Genomic DNA, 16,065 nt, shown 5'->3' with positions numbered 1-16,065 from the left:
CGGAGAGCCGGACGGCCACTCCAGGGAAGCCACGGTCGGCAAGAACCCATCAGCCACATCCGGCCCTCCCGGGCCACCTAACACCTTACGGAGGAGTCCATGAGCAGCCCGTCGCCCGACCCCGCGCAGCCGGAGCAGCCCCCGCGCACCGGCCCCGAGCAGCCCGGGCAGCCCCGACGCACCGGCCCCGAACAGCCCGGGCAGACCTGGCGCACCACCCCCGGCACGCCGCAGCCGACGCCGGGCAACGAGTTCCGCGACTGGGCGCCCGGCCTGGTGATGTTCGCCGGTGTGCTGATGCTGATCAACGGCATCATGGAGGCCCTCCGGGGCATCATGGCGGTCTCCAACGACGACCTCTTCGTCCACACCCCCCGCTACGTCTTCCGGTTCGACCTCACCGGCTGGGGCTGGGTCCACATCGTCGTCGGCGTGCTGGTCGCGGTGACCGGCGCGTTCCTGCTCAAGGGCGCCGCCTGGGCCCGCTACGCCGGTATCTTCCTCACCTCGCTGAGTGCCCTCGACAGCTTCCTGGTCCTGCCGTACTTCCCGCTCTGGTCGCTCGTGGTGATCGCACTGGACGTCTTCATCATCTGCGCGCTCTGCGTCTACCGCCCCCAGGAGGGCACCACGCTCTGACGCCCCGGTGGCCCGCGCGCCCGGACCCGTCTCAGGTCCGGGCCCGCCTCAGGTCCGGGCCCGCTGGGTGACCGCGATGCAGACCAGCACCACCACCGCCGTGACGGGTGCGGCCGCCGGCAGGTCCTCGCCCAGCAGCAGCACCGACCAGACCAGCGTCAACAGCGGCTGCGCGAGCTGCAGTTGGCTGGCCCGCGGCACCCCGATCTCCGCCATCCCCCGGTACCAGAGCACGAACCCGCCGAACTGCGACACCGCCGCCGTGTACGCCAGCCCGGTCAGCGCCTTCGCCCCGAGGTGGACCGGCTCGGCGGGCAGCGCGAGGGCCGCGGTCAGCAGCGTCACCGGCAGCGCGGCCACCACCGCCCAGGCGATCACCTGGGCTCCCGGCAGGTCCCGGGAGAGCCGCCCGCCCTCCGCGTACCCGGCCGCGCAGATCGCCACCCCGACGAACAGGAGCAGGTCCGCGACGGTCGGCCGACCGTGGCTCTGCAGCAGGGTGAAGCCGAGGACGGCCGCCGCCCCCGCCACCGCCGCCGCCCAGAACGCCCGGGACGGCCGACGGCCGGTGCGCAGCGCCGCGCACACCGCGGTGGCCAGCGGCAGGACACCGATGACCACCGCCGAGTGGGCCGTCGAGGAGGTCCGCAGGGCGAGCGTGGTCAGCAGCGGGAAGCCCAGCACGCAGCCGCCCGACACCACCAGCAGGGCGGGCCAGTGCCGCCGCTTCGGCAGCGGGGCGCCGACGGCCACCAGGTAGAGCGCGGCCAGCACTCCCGCCAGGGCGCCGCGCAGCCCGGTCGCGGTCCACGGGCCGAAGCCGGTCAGGGCCCACGCGGTCGCGGGGAAGCTGAGGGAGAAGGAGGCCACCCCGAGGGCGGCCAGGGCGGTGCCGGAGGCGGGGCTTCGCGGTGCTACCGCCGACGGGTGGGTAGCGCTATCTTGTGCCGTCATGAACGAGCGTAGCAGTGTGACCGAACTCGCCGACAGGCTGCGGCGGGAGGTCGAGCGCTACCCGGAGGGGCGAAAGCTGCCCTCCAGCCGGGTGCTGGTGGAGCGCCATCAGGTCAGCCCGGTGACGGTCTCCCGGGCCATCGCGGTCCTCGCGGCCGAGGGCCTGGTGGTCTCCCGGCCGGGCGCCGGGGTGTTCCGCGCGGCGGCCTTCGCCGGGCGCCCGGCCGGCACCGCCGCGCCCGCCGCCCGTCCCGGCGACCTCTCCTGGCAGGAGGTCGCGCTCAGCGCCGACTCCGACCCCCGCGACCTGCTGGCCGCCCCGGTGTTCGCCACCCTCCGCGTGCCCCCGCCCGACGTCATCGACCTCAACAGCGGCTACCCGCACGCCTCGCTGCTGCCCGAACGCCTGCTGGCCACCGCCCTCGCCCGGGCCGGCCGGCGCCCGGGCGCCTGGAACCGGCCGCCCACCGACGGCCTCACCGAGTTGCGCGGCTGGTTCGCCCGCGACATCGGCGGCACCGGCGGGCCGATCGGCGCCGGGGACGTCCTGATCACCTCCGGCGGGCAGGGCGGGCTCACCGTGGCCATGCGCTCGCTCGCCGCGCCCGGCGCGCCCGTGCTGGTGGAGTCGCCGACCTACTCGGGCATCCTGGCGGTCGTCCGCGCGGCCGGGCTGCGGCCCGTCCCCGTCCCGGTCGACGCCGACGGCGTGCGCACCGACCTGCTGGCCGACGCCTTCGAGGCCACCCGGGCGCGGGTCTTCGTCTGCCAGCCGCTGTTCCAGAACCCGACCGGCGCGGTGCTCTCACCCACCCGGCGCTCCGAGGTGCTGCGGATCGCCCGGGCGGCCGGCGCGTTCGTCGTCGAGGACGACTTCGCCCGCCTGCTCGTCCACGCGGACGCCCCCGCGCTGCCGCGCCCGCTCGCCGCCGACGACCAGGACGGGGTCGTGGTGCACCTGCGGTCGCTGACCAAGGCCGCCTCGCCCAACCTGCGGGTCGGCGCGCTCACCGCGCGCGGCCCGGCCCTGGCCCGGCTCCGGGCCACCCAGGTGGTGGACAGCTTCTTCGTGCCCCGGCCGCTCCAGGAGGCGACGCTGGAGCTGGTCGCCGACCCCGGCTGGGCCCGCCACCTGCGCGCCCTCGGGGCGGAACTGCGGACCCGCCGCACCGCCACCGCCGCCGCCCTGCACCGCGAACTCCCCGGCCTGCTCGGCACCTACCGGCCCGGCGGCTACCACCTGTGGCTGCGGCTCCCGGACGGCGTCGACGACGCCGCCCTCACCGCCGCCGCCCTGCGCGCCGGCGTCCAGGTCACCCCCGGCCGCCCGTACCACGCCGCCGAACCCCCGGCCCCGCACCTGCGCCTCAGCTACGCCGCCGCCGAGAGCTCCGCGCACGCCGTCGAGGGGATCCACCGCCTCCGCCGGGCCTACGAGGACCTGCCGGCCTGACCTCCGGCCCCGCGCGGAGCAGGCCTCAGCGCCCGGAGCAGGCCTCAGCGCCCGTAGCCCGCCATCCGCTCCAGCCGGGCGATGCGCTCCGCCATCGGCGGGTGGGTGGAGAAGAGCCGGGCGCCGGCCTCGCCGGGGCGGAACGGGCTGGCGATCATCATGTGGCTGGCGGTCTGGATCTGCGGCTCCGGCGGGAGGGGCAGCCTGCGGGTACCGGCGTCGAGCTTGCGCAGGGCACCGGCCAGGGCGAGCGGGTCGCCGGTGATCCGGGCGCCGTCGGCATCGGCCTGGTACTCGCGGGAGCGGCTGACGGCCAGCTGGATGAGCCCGGCCGCCAGCGGGCCGAGGATCATGATGGCGAGCATGCCGAAGAGGCCGGGCCCGTCGTCGTCGTCGCTGCGGCCGAAGGGGATCAGCCAGGCGAAGTTCACCAGGAACATCACCACCGAGGCGAGCGCCCCGGCGACCGAGGAGATCAGGATGTCCCGGTTGTAGACGTGGCTCAGCTCGTGCCCGAGCACGCCCCGCAGCTCGCGTTCGTCCAGCAGCTGCAGGATGCCGTCGGTGCAGCAGACGGCCGCGTTGCGCGGGTTGCGGCCGGTGGCGAAGGCGTTCGGCGCGGGGGTCGGGGAGATGTAGAGGCGCGGCATCGGCTGGCGGGCCGCGGTGGAGAGCTCGCGGACGATCCGGTAGAGCCGCGGCGCCTCGATCTCGCTGACCGGCCGGGCCCGCATGGCCCGCAGCGCGAGCTTGTCACTGTTCCAGTAGGCGTAGGCGTTGGTGCCGAGGGCGACCAGCAGGGCGATCACCAAGCCGGTTCGGCCGAAGAATCCGCCGATCACCAAGATGAGCGCCGAGAGGCCTCCGAGCAGGACGGCGGTCCTCAGTCCGTTGTGCCGGCGGTGCACGTCAGGCCCTCCAATGGTGCGGTGGGGAAGCCCTTTCTGCCTCGTCCCTCTTGCCCGGTCAACGGGTGGGGGCCCGGGCCTTGTTCCCTTGTGACCGGCGTGACACCGCCGCGGCACCCCGCCGGGCCGGACCGCGACGGCCGGCCGGGCGGGTGCGCGCTCAGAACAGGCTTCCGCCAGCGACCTGGAGGACCAGCTGCGGAGCGAAGGAGAGGACCACGGCCACCGAGGCGGTGAGCCCCAGCGTGGCGGTCAGGGTGGCCGGCAGCCGGCCTTCGGCCCCGGCCTCGCCGACCGGTGCGGCGCCCGGCGCGGCACCTTCCTCGGCACCCGGCGCCGGGGCGAACAGCCGGGTCGTCCAGAGCAGGTAGTAGTACAGCGCGACGACCACGTTGGCGGCCATCACGACGGCCAGCCAGCCCAGCCCCGCGTCGACGGCCGCGCGGAACACCACGACCTTGCCGAACAGGCCGATCACGCCCGGGGGCAGCCCGGCCAGGCAGAGCAGGAAGAAGGCGAGCGCGAGGGCCGTCCAGCGGCGCCGGGCGAACAGGCCGCGGAAGTCGTCCACGCTGGTCCCGGCCCGGCGGCCGACCGCCGCGACCACGCCGAACGCGCCGAGGTTCACCACGCCGTAGATCAGCGCGTACGCGGCGGTGGCACCGAGCGGGTCGACCCCGGTGGGCGCGTAGCCGGCGGCGGCGAGCGGCACCAGCAGGTAGCCGGCCTGGCCGACGGACGACCAGGCGAGCAGCCGCACCGCGCTGTAGCGGGTGTCGAAGCGCTGGCGCAGCGCGCCGACGTTGCCCACCGTCATGGTGACGGCGGCCAGCACGGCGAGCGCCAGGCCCCAGGTGTGCGCGTACGGGCGGAAGGCGATGGTGGTGGCGAGCGCGAGGCCGGACAGGCCGGCCGCCTTGCCGACCACCGAGAGGTAGCCGGCCACCGGCAGCGGGGCGCCGATGTAGGTGTCGGGCACCCAGAAGTGGAACGGGACGGCGGCGACCTTGAAGGCGAACCCGACCAGGGTCAGCACGGCGCCCGCCTCGGCCAGCGGCTTGAGCTGCCCGGGGGCGTGTTCCAGGCCCTGGGCGACGGCGCCGAGGTGCAGGCTGCCGCTGGCCGCGTAGACGAAGCCGACGCCGAGCAGCATCACGGCCGTGGCGGTGACGGAGGAGACGAAGAACTTGAGCGCGGCCTCGGCGCCCCGGCCGTCCCGGCGCAGCGCGACCAGGGCGAAGGCGGGCAGCGAGGCGACCTCCAGCGCGATCACCATGGTGGCGAGGTCGCGGGAGGCGGGCAGCAGCGCGGCGCCGGTGGCGCTGGAGAGCAGCAGGAACCAGTACTCGCCGCCGGGCAGCTTCTCCTCCTCGACGGTGTGCGCGGAGAGCAGGGCGGCGATCAGCGCGCCGCCGAGGGCGAGCAGCTGGAACACCAGGGCGAAGTGGTCGGCGACGTACGAGCAGCCTCCCGCGGCGGAGACGCTGGTCGCTGGAGTGTCAGACCCCCCTGCTACGTTCTGCACACAGAAGGTCGCCCGGGGTGATCCCCCGGTGAGGGGGAGGAGTGCGATGAGGGCGAGGGCGAGTCCGGCCGCGGCGAGGCGGCCGAGCCACTTCCGGTGCCGCTCGGGCAGGAACAGGTCGGTGAGCAGGACGGCGAGGGCGGCCACCGCGGCGATCAGCGGGGGCGCGATCGCCACCCAGTCCACGGACTGGATCAGGCTGCCCGGGTTGGCTACGGCGAGGGAGGTCACAGTGTGCTGCCCCGTGGAGTGAGGTCCGAGTGCGGCGATCTGGGCTCCGAGCACGGTCAGCCACCCCCGAGGAGGTGCTTGACGGCGGGGTCGGAGAGGCCGAGCAGGAGCGCGGGCCAGAGGCCGGCGAGCAGGGTGAGGGCGGCCAGCGGCGTCCAGCTGACGGCCTCGTACGGGCGCAGGTCGGCGACCTGGTCCACCGGGGCGGGCTGCTGGGGGTCGCCCATGCAGACGCGCTTGACCACGATCAGCAGGTAGGCGGCGGTGAGGAGGGTGCCGAGACCGGCCAGGACCATGTAGGTGACGAACGCGGGGCGCGACAGGCCGTCGGCCGGGTCGAACGCGCCGAACATGGCGAGCAGCTCGCCCCAGAAGCCGGCCAGGCCGGGCAGGCCGAGGCTGGCCACGGCGGCGAAGGCGAGCAGCGCGCCGATCCGCGGGGCGCGGCCGTACAGGGCGGCGCCGGTGGCACCGGAGAGGGTGTCGAGGTCCGCCGTGCCGTAGCGGTCCTTGAGGGCGCCGACGAGGAAGAACAGCAGACCGGTGATCAGACCGTGGGCGATGTTGGCGAACAGCGCGCCGTTGACGCCCACCGGAGTGAGGGAGGCGATGCCCAGCAGCACGAAGCCCATGTGGCCGACGGAGGAGTACGCGATCAGGCGCTTGAGGTCGCCCTTGGCGCCGGGGCGGGCCAGCGCCAGACAGGCCAGTGATCCGTAGACGATGCCGACGGCGGCGAACGCGCCCAGGTAGGGGGCGAGCGTCGCGGTGCCGTCGGGCACGACCGGGAGGAGGACGCGGACCAGACCGTACGTGCCCATCTTCAGCAGCACGCCGGCGAGCAGCACCGAGCCGACCGTCGGAGCGGCGGTGTGCGCGTCCGGGAGCCAGCTGTGCAGCGGCCAGGCGGGGGCCTTGACCGCGAGCCCGACCATGATCGCCAGGGCGGCGATCACCTGGGTGGTGTGGCTCAGGCCGTTGCCGTGCGCGGCGGCCAGGGCCTGCATGTCGAAGGTGCCGGCCTTGCTGCCGATCAGCAGGAAACCGAGCAGCATCACGGCCGAGCCGAGCAGCGTGTACAGGATGAACCGGTTGGCGGCCGGGGCCTTCGCCCCGCTCCCCCAGCGGGCGATCAGGAAGTACATCGGGATCAGCACGATCTCGAAGGCCAGGAAGAAGAGCAGGAGGTCCAGCACCGCGAAGGTGGCGAGCATGCCGACTTCGAGGAGGAGGAACAGCCCGACGAAGGCCTTCGCCGACGGCACGCCATCCCCGCCCGGCAGCCGCTTCTCCGAGTACAGCGCGCAGAGGAAGGTGAGCAGTGCGGTCAGCACGATCAGCGGCAGCGAGATGCCGTCCACGCCGAGGTGGAGGCGCACGTTGAGGGCCGGGATCCAGGACACGTCGGTGGTGGCCTGCATCCGGGCGGGCTCGTCGTGGTCGAAACCGGCCGCCAGGGCGACGGTGAGCAGCAGCACCGCGCCGGTGACGACGCTGTTCAGCCGCAACGCCCGCCGGTCGGCGGCGGCCGGCTCCCGGCCGAACACCGGCGCCAGGGTGAGCGCGGCGCCGAGCAGCGGCAGCACCAGGAGGGCGATGAGGACTGCGTTCATCGGGGGCTCCTACGGGCGGCGGTCGGAATCGGGAGAACCGGGGAGAGGGGGTACGACATCCGCTACACCGCCACCAGGACGGCCAGCAGGACGACGCCGGCGAGCAACGCGCTGAGGTAGGTCTGCGCGTTGCCGGTCTGCGCGAGCCGGACGGCCCGGCCGAGCAGGTTGGCGCCGGCCCCGCTGCCACGCACGTAGGTCTCGACGACCTCGCGGTCGAGGAAGCGGACCAGCCGGGCGGCGGCGGTCACCGGGCGGACGAACAGCGCGTGGTACAGCCGGTCGACGCCGAAGCCGTGCCGGGCCGGACCGAACAGCGGGCCGAGCAGGGTGCGCCCGGGGTCGGCGACGATCACCTCGGCGGCCGGGGCTCCGGCCTGCTCGGGCACCCGGCCGGCGTCGGCCGGGGCCGGGCGGCCGGTGGCCAGCCGCGCGGTCGCCGAGCGCCAGGCGCCGTACGCCGCGAGCACGCCGACCACGGCGAGCCCGGTGCCGATGACGGCGGTGACGGCCGAGGGGCGCAGCGAGCCGCCGTCCAGCAGCGCGGGCAGCCAGTCCGAGCGCAGGCCGGCGACGCCGAAGCCCATGGTCGGGATCGCCAGCACCCAGAGCGGCCAGCGCATCGCGGGCGGCTCGGCGGTGGCCGGGTCGGCCTCGTCGAGCTCGGGCGAGTACGGCGCGTCCGCCTCGTGCCCGGCCGCAGACGCCACGGCCTGCGACGCCCCGCCAGCCTGCGCCCCGGCAGCCTGCGGGCTGTGGAAGCTGACCAGGAAGAGCCGGGTCGCGTACGCGGCGGTGAGCAGCGCGGTGAGTCCGGCGGAGATCAGCACGATCCACCCGGCGGCCTCCGGCACGGCCGAGGCCGGGCCGAGCCCGTTGGTGAGCGCCTCGCCGTTGGCGGCGTGCTCGGCGGCGGTCAGCACCGCCTCCTTGCTGAAGAAGCCGGAGAACGGCGGCAGCCCGACCAGGGCGACGAGCGCGATGCCCATCGTCCAGTAGGCGTCCGGGACGCGCTTGCGCAGCCCGGGGATCCGGGACATCGCGGAGATCGAGTTGGTGTGCGCGGCGTGGATCACCACGCCGGCGGCCAGGAACAGCAGCGCCTTGAAGGCACCGTGGCTGACCAGGTGGAAGACGGAGGCCTCGCGGTCGCCGGTGGCCAGCGCCCCGGCCATGTAGCCGAGCTGGCCGACAGTGGAGTAGGCGAGCACCCGTTTGAGGTCGTCCTGGGCGAGCGCGCAGAGCGCCGAGCCGATCATCGTCACGGCGGCCATCACGGCCAGCACGACCAGCGCCGCGCCCGACAGCAGGAACACCGGCAGCAGCCGGGCGACCAGGTAGATGCCGGCCGCGACCATGGTGGCGGCGTGGATCAGCGCGGAGACCGGCGTCGGGCCGGCCATGGCGTCCGGGAGCCAGGTGTGCAGCGGGAACTGCGCGCTCTTGCCGGCCACCCCGGCGAGCAGCAGCAGGGCGATCAGCGTCGGGTGGCCGAGCCGCCCGTCGGTCGCGGCGGCCAGCACGTCGGGGATCCGGAAGCTGCCGGCGTCCGCGCCGAGCAGGAAGATCCCGAACAGGAACGGCACGTCGCCGAGCTTGGTGACCAGGAAGGCCTTCAGCGAGGCCGAACGGGCGTCCTCGGTCTCCCAGTGGTGGCCGATCAGGAAGTACGAGCAGATGCCCATGACCTCCCAGCCGACCAGCAGCACGATCAGGTCGCCCGAGTAGACCACCAGGAACATCGCCGCGGTGAACAGCGAGACCAGCGCGGCGTACGACGGGTAGCGCGGGTCCTTCCTGAGGTACGCGGTCGAGTAGACCTGCACGCAGGTGGCGACCAGGCCGACCAGCACGGAGATCAGCGAGCTGAAGCCGTCCAGGTAGAGGGCGAGCGCGATGTCCGGGCCACCGGTCGGAGTGAGCCGGGTGGCGGCGTCCAGCGCCTGGCCGGTGCCGAGCTGGAGGGCGACGACCAGGGCGAGCACGGCCGAGACGGCGACCGGCACGATGGCCAGCGGCCGGGCCAGGCCGGGCGCCTTCTTGCCGACGGCCAGGGTCGCGGCGGCCCCGAGTGCGGGCAGCGCGGGGACGAGGGCGGGCAGGGCGAGGTTCATGCGGCGGCCTGGCCCTTCAGCGCCTCGGCTCCGGCCGGCGTCTCCTCGGCGAGCGGCTCCGCCGGATCGCCGAGCGCGGTGGCCCGGTCGATGTCCGCGGTGCCCCGGGCCCGGAACAGCAGCAGGACGATGGCGAGCCCCAGCCCGATCTCGGCGGCGGCGACGGTGATGGTGAACAGGGTGAGCGCCTGGCCGGCGTGCAGCGAGTCGCGCAGCCAGGTGTCGAAGGCGACCAGGTTGAGGTTGACGGCGTTGAGCATCAGCTCGACGGACATCAGGACCAGGACGGCGTTACGCCGGGCGAGCACGCCGTACACGCCGACGCTGAACAGCAGCGCGGCGAGGACGACGGGGTAGGCGAGGTGCATCAGCTCTCCTCCGGCGCGGACGGCGCGGACGGCGCAGCGGGCGCAGCCTCTGCGGCCTTCGGGGCCGCCGGGGCCTCTGCGTCCGCCGTGGCCTCAGGGGCCTCAGGGGCCGCCGGGTTCTCCGGCGCAGGCCGGGGCACGGTGGCGGCGACGGTCCCGTTCGAGCCCACCGGCCGGCCGGCCCGCAGCCGGCTCGCCCGGGGCGGCGGCACCCGCCGCGTCGACCCGCGCGACAGCACGATCGCGCCGACCAGCGCCGCCAGCAGCAGCACGGAGAGGGCCTCGAAGGGCAGCACCCAGTGGCGGAACAGGCTCGCCCCGGTGACGGCGGCCGAGCCGCCCCCCGCGCCGAGGTCGATCCAGGAGGTCCGGAAGGCGTCGACGACCAGCGTCACCAGCGTCCCGGCCGAGGCGAGCGCCACGACCAGGGCCACCCAGCGGTTCTTGGAGTCGGCGTCCGGCGAACGCCCGATCGGCGCCTTGGTGAGCATCAGCCCGAACAGCACCAGAACGATCACCGAGCCGAGGTAGATCAGCACCTGCACCCAGGCGATGAACTCGGCGGTGAGCAGCAGGAACTCCACCGCCAGCCCGCCCAGCGCGACCACCAGCCAGAGCGCGGCGTGCACCAGTTGCTTGGTGCTGACGGCGACCACGGCCGAGCCGAGCACGGCGATGCCGACCAGCAGGAAGACGATCTCCACCCCGGTCGGGGACAGGAACGAACGGGCGGCCGGCTCCAGCGAGCCGGTCGCCGCGAGCAGGGTGGCGGCGCTCACTGGGCCTCCCCCTCATCCGAGGCCGCCGAGGCAGCCGCTGCGGCCGCTGCGGCGGCGGCCAGCTTGTCCGCCGCCTTGCGCGCGGTGGTGATCTCCTTGGGCTCCTCGGCCGCCGGGTCCAGCGCCGGCGGCGCCGGGACGGTCCACATCCACTCGCGGAGCTTGTCCCGCTCGTGGGTCAGCTCCAGGATGTCGGTCTCGGCGTACTCGAACTCGGGCGACCAGAACAGCGCGTCGAAGGGGCACACCTCGATACAGATCCCGCAGTACATGCAGAGCGAGAAGTCGATGGCGAACCGGTCCAGCACGTTGCGGGTGCGGGCCCGCGCGTTCGGCTCGGCGGCCGGCAGCGTCTCCTTGTGGGAGTCGATGTAGATGCACCAGTCCGGGCACTCGCGCGCGCAGAGCATGCACACCGTGCAGTTCTCCTCCAGCAGCGCGATGACGCCGCGCGAACGCGGCGGCAGCGCCGGCTGCACGTCGGGGTACTGCGCGGTGACGGTCTTCTTCGTCATCGTCCGCAGGGTCACGGCCAGGCCCTTGGCCAGGCCGGCACCGGGAAAACTCATGAGATCGCCACCTTGATGACGCCGGTCAGGGCCAGCTGGACGAGGGCGAGCGGAATCAGCACGGTCCACGCGAAGCGCATCAGCTGGTCCTCGCGCAGACGCGGGTAGGTGACCCGCAGCCAGATGACCACGAAGGCCAGCGCGAAGGTCTTCAGGATCATCCAGAGCCAGCCGAGCTGGTCCGCCAGCGGGCCGTGCCAGCCGCCCAGGAAGAGCACCGCGGTCAGCGCCGACACCACCAGGATGCCCGCGTACTCCGACAGCAGGAAGAACCCGAAGCGCAGGCCCGTGTACTCGGTGTACGCGCCGAAGATGATCTCCGAATCGGCGACCGGCATGTCGAACGGCGGGCGCTGGAGCTCGGCCAGACCGGCCGTGAAGAACACGAACGCGCCGATGAGCTGCCAGGGCAGCCAGTACCACTCCCAGGCGTCCACGATCCCGGGCAGCGAGAGCGTGCCGGCGGCCATCGCCACCGAGGCCGCCGCCAGCACCATCGGCAGCTCGTACGACATCAGCTGCGCGGCCGTGCGCAGGCCGCCGAGCAGCGAGAACTTGTTCGCCGAGGCCCAGCCGGCCATCAGCTTGCCGATCACGCCGACGCCCATCACGGCCAGCACGAAGAACAGGCCGGCGTCGATCGCCTGGCCGACGAAGCCGTTCGGGCCGACCGGGATCGCCAGCAGCACGAAGAGGTACGGCAGCAGCGAGACGGCGGGCGCCAGCTGGAAGATCCGGCGGTCCGCCCCGGCCGGGACGATGTCCTCCTTCTGCGCGAACTTCACGCCGTCCGCGACGAGCTGCGCCCAGCCGTGGAAGCCGCCCGCGTACATCGGGCCGAGCCGGCCCTGCATGTGCGCCATGACCTTGTGCTCGATCTGGCCGATGACCAGCGGGAGGGTGAGGAAGACGACCAGGGTGGCGACGCAGCGCAGCACCGTGTCGAGCAGGTTCACGCGCCGTCTCCGTCCTGGCCGGCCGGTCCGGCCGACGTCTCGTCCTGCTCACCCGCGGGCGCGGCGGGCTTCGCCGGCTCGACGGGCGACTGCTCCTCGGCAGACTCCTCCGCAGGCTTCTCCACAGGCTTCGCGGGCTCGGCCGGTGTCTGCGCCTCGGCCGGTGCCTTCGCCTCGGCGGGCTTCGCGGGCTCGTCGTGCGCGGGCACCGGGTTGTGCCAGGGCGCGTCCGAGGACCGGGTCCGCGGCGACGCCGAGCCCTCGGCCTTCGGCTCGGCAGGCGCAGCGGCCTCGGCAGCCTCGGCGGGCGCCGCCTCCGCAGCCTGACTGACCGATCCGTCGGACACCGACCTGACCCGACGCGGCCGGTCCGCCCGCACCACGGGCGCCGCCTCGCCAGCGGCCGAAGCAGCGGCCGAACCAGCGGTCGGAGCAGCAGCCTCACCAGCAGCCGAAGCAGCGTCCGGAGCGACGGCACCAGCAGCCTCGGCCCCCGCCTGACTCGCCGACCCCTCCGCCACCGTCCTGGTCCGCCGCGGCCGGTCCGCCCGCACCGCCGCCGCACCCTCGGCGCCGGCAGCAGCACCAGCAGCAGCGCCGGCAGCACCAGCAGCCCGGGGCGTCCGCCCGGCCGCGCCCGCCGCCCGCGCACCACGCGCGGGCCGCTCGGCGACCGGCGGCAGGGTGCCCTTCAGCGGCCCCCACTCGTTCGGGTCCGGCACCCCGGCCGGCTGCATCTTGCGCCGGGCGGGCCCGTCGCCGTGGTCCGACTCGCCCGGCTCCTTGGCTCCCGGCCAGGCCTTGGCGACCCGGGCCGCGAGCACGAACTCCTTGCGCAGCGGGTACCCCTCGAAGCCGTCCGGCAGCAGCAGGGTGGCGAGGTAGGGGTGTCCGGGGAAGTCGATGCCGAACATCTCGTGGGTCTCGCGCTCGTGCCAGGCGGCGCCCGCGTAGACCGGTACGGCGGTGGGCAGCGCGGCCTTGTCCCGCGGCACCCGGGTGCGCAGCGCCAGGTGGCGCAGCACGCCCGGGGCGTCGGCGGAGGCGAGGTGGGCGACCACGGAGAAGCCCTCGGCCAGTTCGTCGACGGCGCTCAGCCAGTCGAAGTAGCCCAGGCCGAGCGCGTCGCGGGCGTTGGTGAGCGCCTCGATCCAGTGCTCGGCGGGGACGTCGACGGTGACCAGCCCGTAAGCCTCGGCGCCGGTCGCCCACTCCCCGACCGACGCCGCGTACTGCTCGGCGGAAGTCATGAGGCCCCTCCCTCGGTCGAAGGCCCCGTCACCAGCGGGCGGCGCAGCGCCGCCGCGGGCGCGGCGTAGCGGTCGGGCAGCGACTCGGCGGCGATCTTCTCCTGGAGCTTGAGGATGCCCTGGAGCAGCGCCTCGGGCCGGGGCGGGCAGCCGGGCACGTAGACGTCGACCGGGATGATCTGGTCCACGCCCTTGGTCACCGAGTAGGAGTCCCAGTACGGGCCGCCGGAGTTGGAGCAGGCGCCGAAGGAGATGACGTACTTCGGCTCGGGCATCTGCTCGTAGAGGCGCTTGACGGCGGGCGCCATCTTGTCGGTCACCGTCCCCGAGACGATCATCAGGTCGGCCTGACGGGGTCCGGGCGCGAACGGAATGACACCCATCCGGATGAAGTCGTGTTTGGCCATGGACGCGGCGATGAACTCGATCGCGCAGCAGGCCAGGCCGAAGTTGAAGCACCAGAGGCTGTAGCGGCGGCCCCAGTTGAGCACGACCTTGACCGGGTCGGGCGCGAGCCGGGCCAGCGGGCCGATGCCACGGCGCTCGACGGCGCCGGGGCGCGACGGGTCCGGGAGGCCGAGTGGGACCGGCCCGCCCTGGGCGCCGTGCGAGTGGGTGTGCGTCACGTCCATTCCAGAACGCCCTTCTTCCAGGCGTAGAGCAGGCCGACCGCGAGGAAGCCGATGAAGAGGAACATCTCGATCAGCGTTCCGGCGCCGTACCCGGCGGTGGCGAAGACCGTCGCCCACGGGAACAGGTAGATCGCGTCGACCGCGAAGATCACGTACAGGAAGGCGTACACGTAGTAGCGGATCTGGGTGTGCGCCCAGTCCTCGCCCACCGGGTCCACCCCGCACTCGTAGGCGAGGAGTTTCTCGGGCGAGTACACCACCGGCCGCAGCAGGCGGTTGGCCGTGAACGCCGCGGCGACGAAGAGCACCCCGACGACGGCCAGCAGGCCCATCGCGGCGTACGCGTCGAAGTAGCCGCCGCCGACCGCCGGGTCGGCCGCGACGGCAGCCGCATGCTGCCCCTCCATGCCTTCGCCCTCCACCTCGGCCGTGAACAACCCCTCAAGGCAGTTCTACGACGTTTCCTCGCACGGTCATAACCATGGCCAATGCGTGAGTCTAAGGGGACGGCTCCGCTCCGCCCGAACCCTGCCCGCTCCGCAAGACGTCCGGTGGACACTCCCGCGAGCACCGGGCAGTGGCCCGACGACCAGGACGGGGGTAGGGATAACCCCCGTCCCGGAAGATGTATCACCCCCATGGCATCTCCCGCCCCGGGTTCGGGAAGCTTGCTCCACCAGCTCGACCAAGAGGGACGGTAGATCCAGATGAAGCCGCTGCACCGCCGCACCGTGGATGCCATCAAGGAGCAGGACGCTCAGATGGTCCGCTCGCCGCTGTACGGCGCGCAGATGTGGCGGCAGGTCGGCCAGCTGCTGCTCAACCTGCCGCTCGGCGTCGCCGGCTTCGCGCTCACCGCCATCACGCTCTCGGCCGGCCTGGGGATGTCGATCACCGTGGTCGGCCTGCCGCTGCTGGCCGGCGGGCTGGCCGTCTCCCGCGCCCTGGGCGGGCTGGGCCGCTGGCGGGCCCGCGCGGCGTACGACTCCGCGATCCACGAGCCGGAGCCGGTGCAGCAGCGCCGGCCGGGGGTGGTGGGCTTCACCATCGCCCACCTGACCGACCTGCTGAACTGGCGCTCGGCGCTCTACAACGTGCTGATGCTGCCCTGGGGCATCCTGAGCTTCACGGTGGCCCTGGTCGCGGTCACCGTGATGTGGCCGGTGCTGCCCTGGGTGATCCGGGCACTGGCGGCGGTCGACCGGATCCTGGTCGAGTCGCTGCTCTTCCCGGGCGCCCTGGCCGAGCGGGTGCGCGAGCTGGAGGACGACCGCGGCACGGTGGTCGACACCGCCGCCGCCGACCTGCGCCGGATCGAGCGCGACCTGCACGACGGCGCCCAGGCCCGCCTGGTCGCGCTGGCCATGGACCTGGGCATGGCCAAGGAGCGGCTGCGCGAGGTCGAGACCGAGGACGACGTGGTGGCCGCCACGAAGATGGTCGACAACGCGCACGGCGAGGTGAAGCTGGCCCTCCAGGAGCTGCGCGACCTGGCCCGGGGCATCCACCCGGCGGTGCTCACCGACCGCGGCCTGGACGCGGCCCTGTCCTCGGTCGCCGCCCGCTGCACCGTCCCCGGCGGGGTCAAGGTGAACGTCGACCTGAAGGGGCCGGACGGCCAGGCCGAGCGCCCGGACTCGGCGGTCGAGGGCATCGCGTACTTCACCGTCAGCGAGCTGCTGACCAACGTCTCCAAGCACGCCGGCGCCCGCACCGCCTCGGTCGACGTCTGGCGCTCCGACAACCAGCTGATGGTGCTGGTCCAGGACGACGGCAAGGGCGGCGCCGCCCCCTACCCGGGCAGCGGCCTGGCCGGGCTGACCGAGCGGATCCGCGCGGTGGACGGGGTGCTCCTGGTGCAGAGTCCGGAGGGCGGCCCGAGCAGCATCACCGTCGAACTGCCCTGGCGCACCCGCACCGCCCGCCGCTGAACCGGGGCGCGGCACGGGGGGGGGGAACGAAAGAAGAAGGGGGGAGAGGAGGCGAGGGGGTAGCGGGGGGGGGGGGGGGTGGTGGGGCCGCTTGGGTAGGGTGGCGGCAGCGAGCGGTTAGGGGGTATTGGGGGCCTCCGGAG

Annotated in this window: 15 protein-coding genes; 3 read left to right on the top strand and 12 right to left on the bottom strand. The window is 74.0% G+C overall.

What is annotated here, in order from left to right:
* Window positions 1-99 precede the first annotated feature (99 nt).
* Window positions 100-639, top strand: a complete 540-nt coding sequence (locus ACFVX9_RS25585) for a hypothetical protein (protein WP_387983622.1) — start codon at window positions 100-102, stop codon at window positions 637-639.
* A 48-nt stretch (window positions 640-687) separates the two neighbouring features.
* Here the strand turns inward: ACFVX9_RS25585 and ACFVX9_RS25580 are convergent, their stop codons facing one another.
* Window positions 688-1,593 (bottom strand): DMT family transporter, encoded by a 906-nt coding sequence (locus tag ACFVX9_RS25580; RefSeq protein ID WP_387983620.1) that lies wholly within the window; start codon window positions 1,591-1,593, stop codon window positions 688-690.
* Here ACFVX9_RS25580 and ACFVX9_RS25575 point away from each other — a divergent pair.
* Entirely contained in the window at window positions 1,592-3,046 is a 1,455-nt protein-coding gene (locus ACFVX9_RS25575; protein ID WP_387983618.1) for a PLP-dependent aminotransferase family protein, read from the top strand. The genes ACFVX9_RS25580 and ACFVX9_RS25575 overlap by 2 nt on opposite strands.
* A 44-nt stretch (window positions 3,047-3,090) precedes the next feature.
* Here ACFVX9_RS25575 and htpX read toward each other — a convergent pair whose 3' ends face one another.
* The 11 genes from htpX to ACFVX9_RS25520 form a co-directional block, all read right to left on the bottom strand.
* Entirely contained in the window at window positions 3,091-3,954 is an 864-nt protein-coding gene (gene htpX, locus ACFVX9_RS25570; protein WP_350876984.1) for a zinc metalloprotease HtpX, read from the bottom strand.
* 160 nt (window positions 3,955-4,114) lie between these two features.
* On the bottom strand, window positions 4,115-5,710 hold the full coding sequence (locus ACFVX9_RS25565; RefSeq protein ID WP_380558292.1) for an NADH-quinone oxidoreductase subunit N: 1,596 nt from the start codon (window positions 5,708-5,710) through the stop codon (window positions 4,115-4,117).
* 56 nt (window positions 5,711-5,766) lie between these two features.
* Entirely contained in the window at window positions 5,767-7,323 is a 1,557-nt protein-coding gene (locus ACFVX9_RS25560; protein ID WP_380375437.1) for a NuoM family protein, read from the bottom strand.
* Between the two features lie 62 nt (window positions 7,324-7,385).
* A complete protein-coding gene (locus tag ACFVX9_RS25555) occupies window positions 7,386-9,437 on the bottom strand; it encodes an NADH-quinone oxidoreductase subunit L (RefSeq protein ID WP_387983617.1) in 2,052 nt (683 codons plus the stop codon).
* Window positions 9,434-9,805 (bottom strand): NADH-quinone oxidoreductase subunit NuoK, encoded by a 372-nt coding sequence (nuoK, locus tag ACFVX9_RS25550; RefSeq protein ID WP_350876976.1) that lies wholly within the window; start codon window positions 9,803-9,805, stop codon window positions 9,434-9,436. The genes ACFVX9_RS25555 and nuoK overlap by 4 nt, the downstream gene beginning before the upstream one ends.
* Window positions 9,805-10,584 (bottom strand): NADH-quinone oxidoreductase subunit J, encoded by a 780-nt coding sequence (locus ACFVX9_RS25545; protein WP_387983616.1) that lies wholly within the window; start codon window positions 10,582-10,584, stop codon window positions 9,805-9,807. The genes nuoK and ACFVX9_RS25545 overlap by 1 nt, the downstream gene beginning before the upstream one ends.
* Window positions 10,581-11,153, bottom strand: a complete 573-nt coding sequence (locus ACFVX9_RS25540) for a NuoI/complex I 23 kDa subunit family protein (protein ID WP_387983614.1) — start codon at window positions 11,151-11,153, stop codon at window positions 10,581-10,583. Before ACFVX9_RS25540 ends, ACFVX9_RS25545 begins: the two co-directional genes overlap by 4 nt.
* The gene (gene nuoH, locus ACFVX9_RS25535) at window positions 11,150-12,109 is read right to left on the bottom strand and encodes an NADH-quinone oxidoreductase subunit NuoH (protein WP_387983613.1); all 960 of its coding nucleotides are present in this window, start codon (window positions 12,107-12,109) and stop codon (window positions 11,150-11,152) included. The genes ACFVX9_RS25540 and nuoH overlap by 4 nt, the downstream gene beginning before the upstream one ends.
* Entirely contained in the window at window positions 12,106-13,359 is a 1,254-nt protein-coding gene (locus ACFVX9_RS25530) for an NADH-quinone oxidoreductase subunit C (RefSeq protein WP_387983611.1), read from the bottom strand. Before ACFVX9_RS25530 ends, nuoH begins: the two co-directional genes overlap by 4 nt.
* Window positions 13,356-13,991, bottom strand: a complete 636-nt coding sequence (locus ACFVX9_RS25525; RefSeq protein WP_063348898.1) for an NADH-quinone oxidoreductase subunit B — start codon at window positions 13,989-13,991, stop codon at window positions 13,356-13,358. Before ACFVX9_RS25525 ends, ACFVX9_RS25530 begins: the two co-directional genes overlap by 4 nt.
* Entirely contained in the window at window positions 13,982-14,398 is a 417-nt protein-coding gene (locus ACFVX9_RS25520) for an NADH-quinone oxidoreductase subunit A (RefSeq protein WP_063351317.1), read from the bottom strand. Before ACFVX9_RS25520 ends, ACFVX9_RS25525 begins: the two co-directional genes overlap by 10 nt.
* Window positions 14,399-14,752: 354 nt before the next feature.
* Here ACFVX9_RS25520 and ACFVX9_RS25515 point away from each other — a divergent pair, with 354 nt between their 5' ends.
* The gene (locus ACFVX9_RS25515) at window positions 14,753-15,922 is read left to right on the top strand and encodes a sensor histidine kinase (RefSeq protein WP_387983624.1); all 1,170 of its coding nucleotides are present in this window, start codon (window positions 14,753-14,755) and stop codon (window positions 15,920-15,922) included.
* Window positions 15,923-16,065 lie beyond the last annotated feature (143 nt).

Source organism: Kitasatospora sp. NPDC058243 (assembly GCF_042882025.1).
Lineage (GTDB): Bacteria > Actinomycetota > Actinomycetes > Streptomycetales > Streptomycetaceae > Kitasatospora.
Note: the sequence above shows the minus strand (reverse complement) of the source record. Positions and strands in the feature narration are given on the sequence as shown.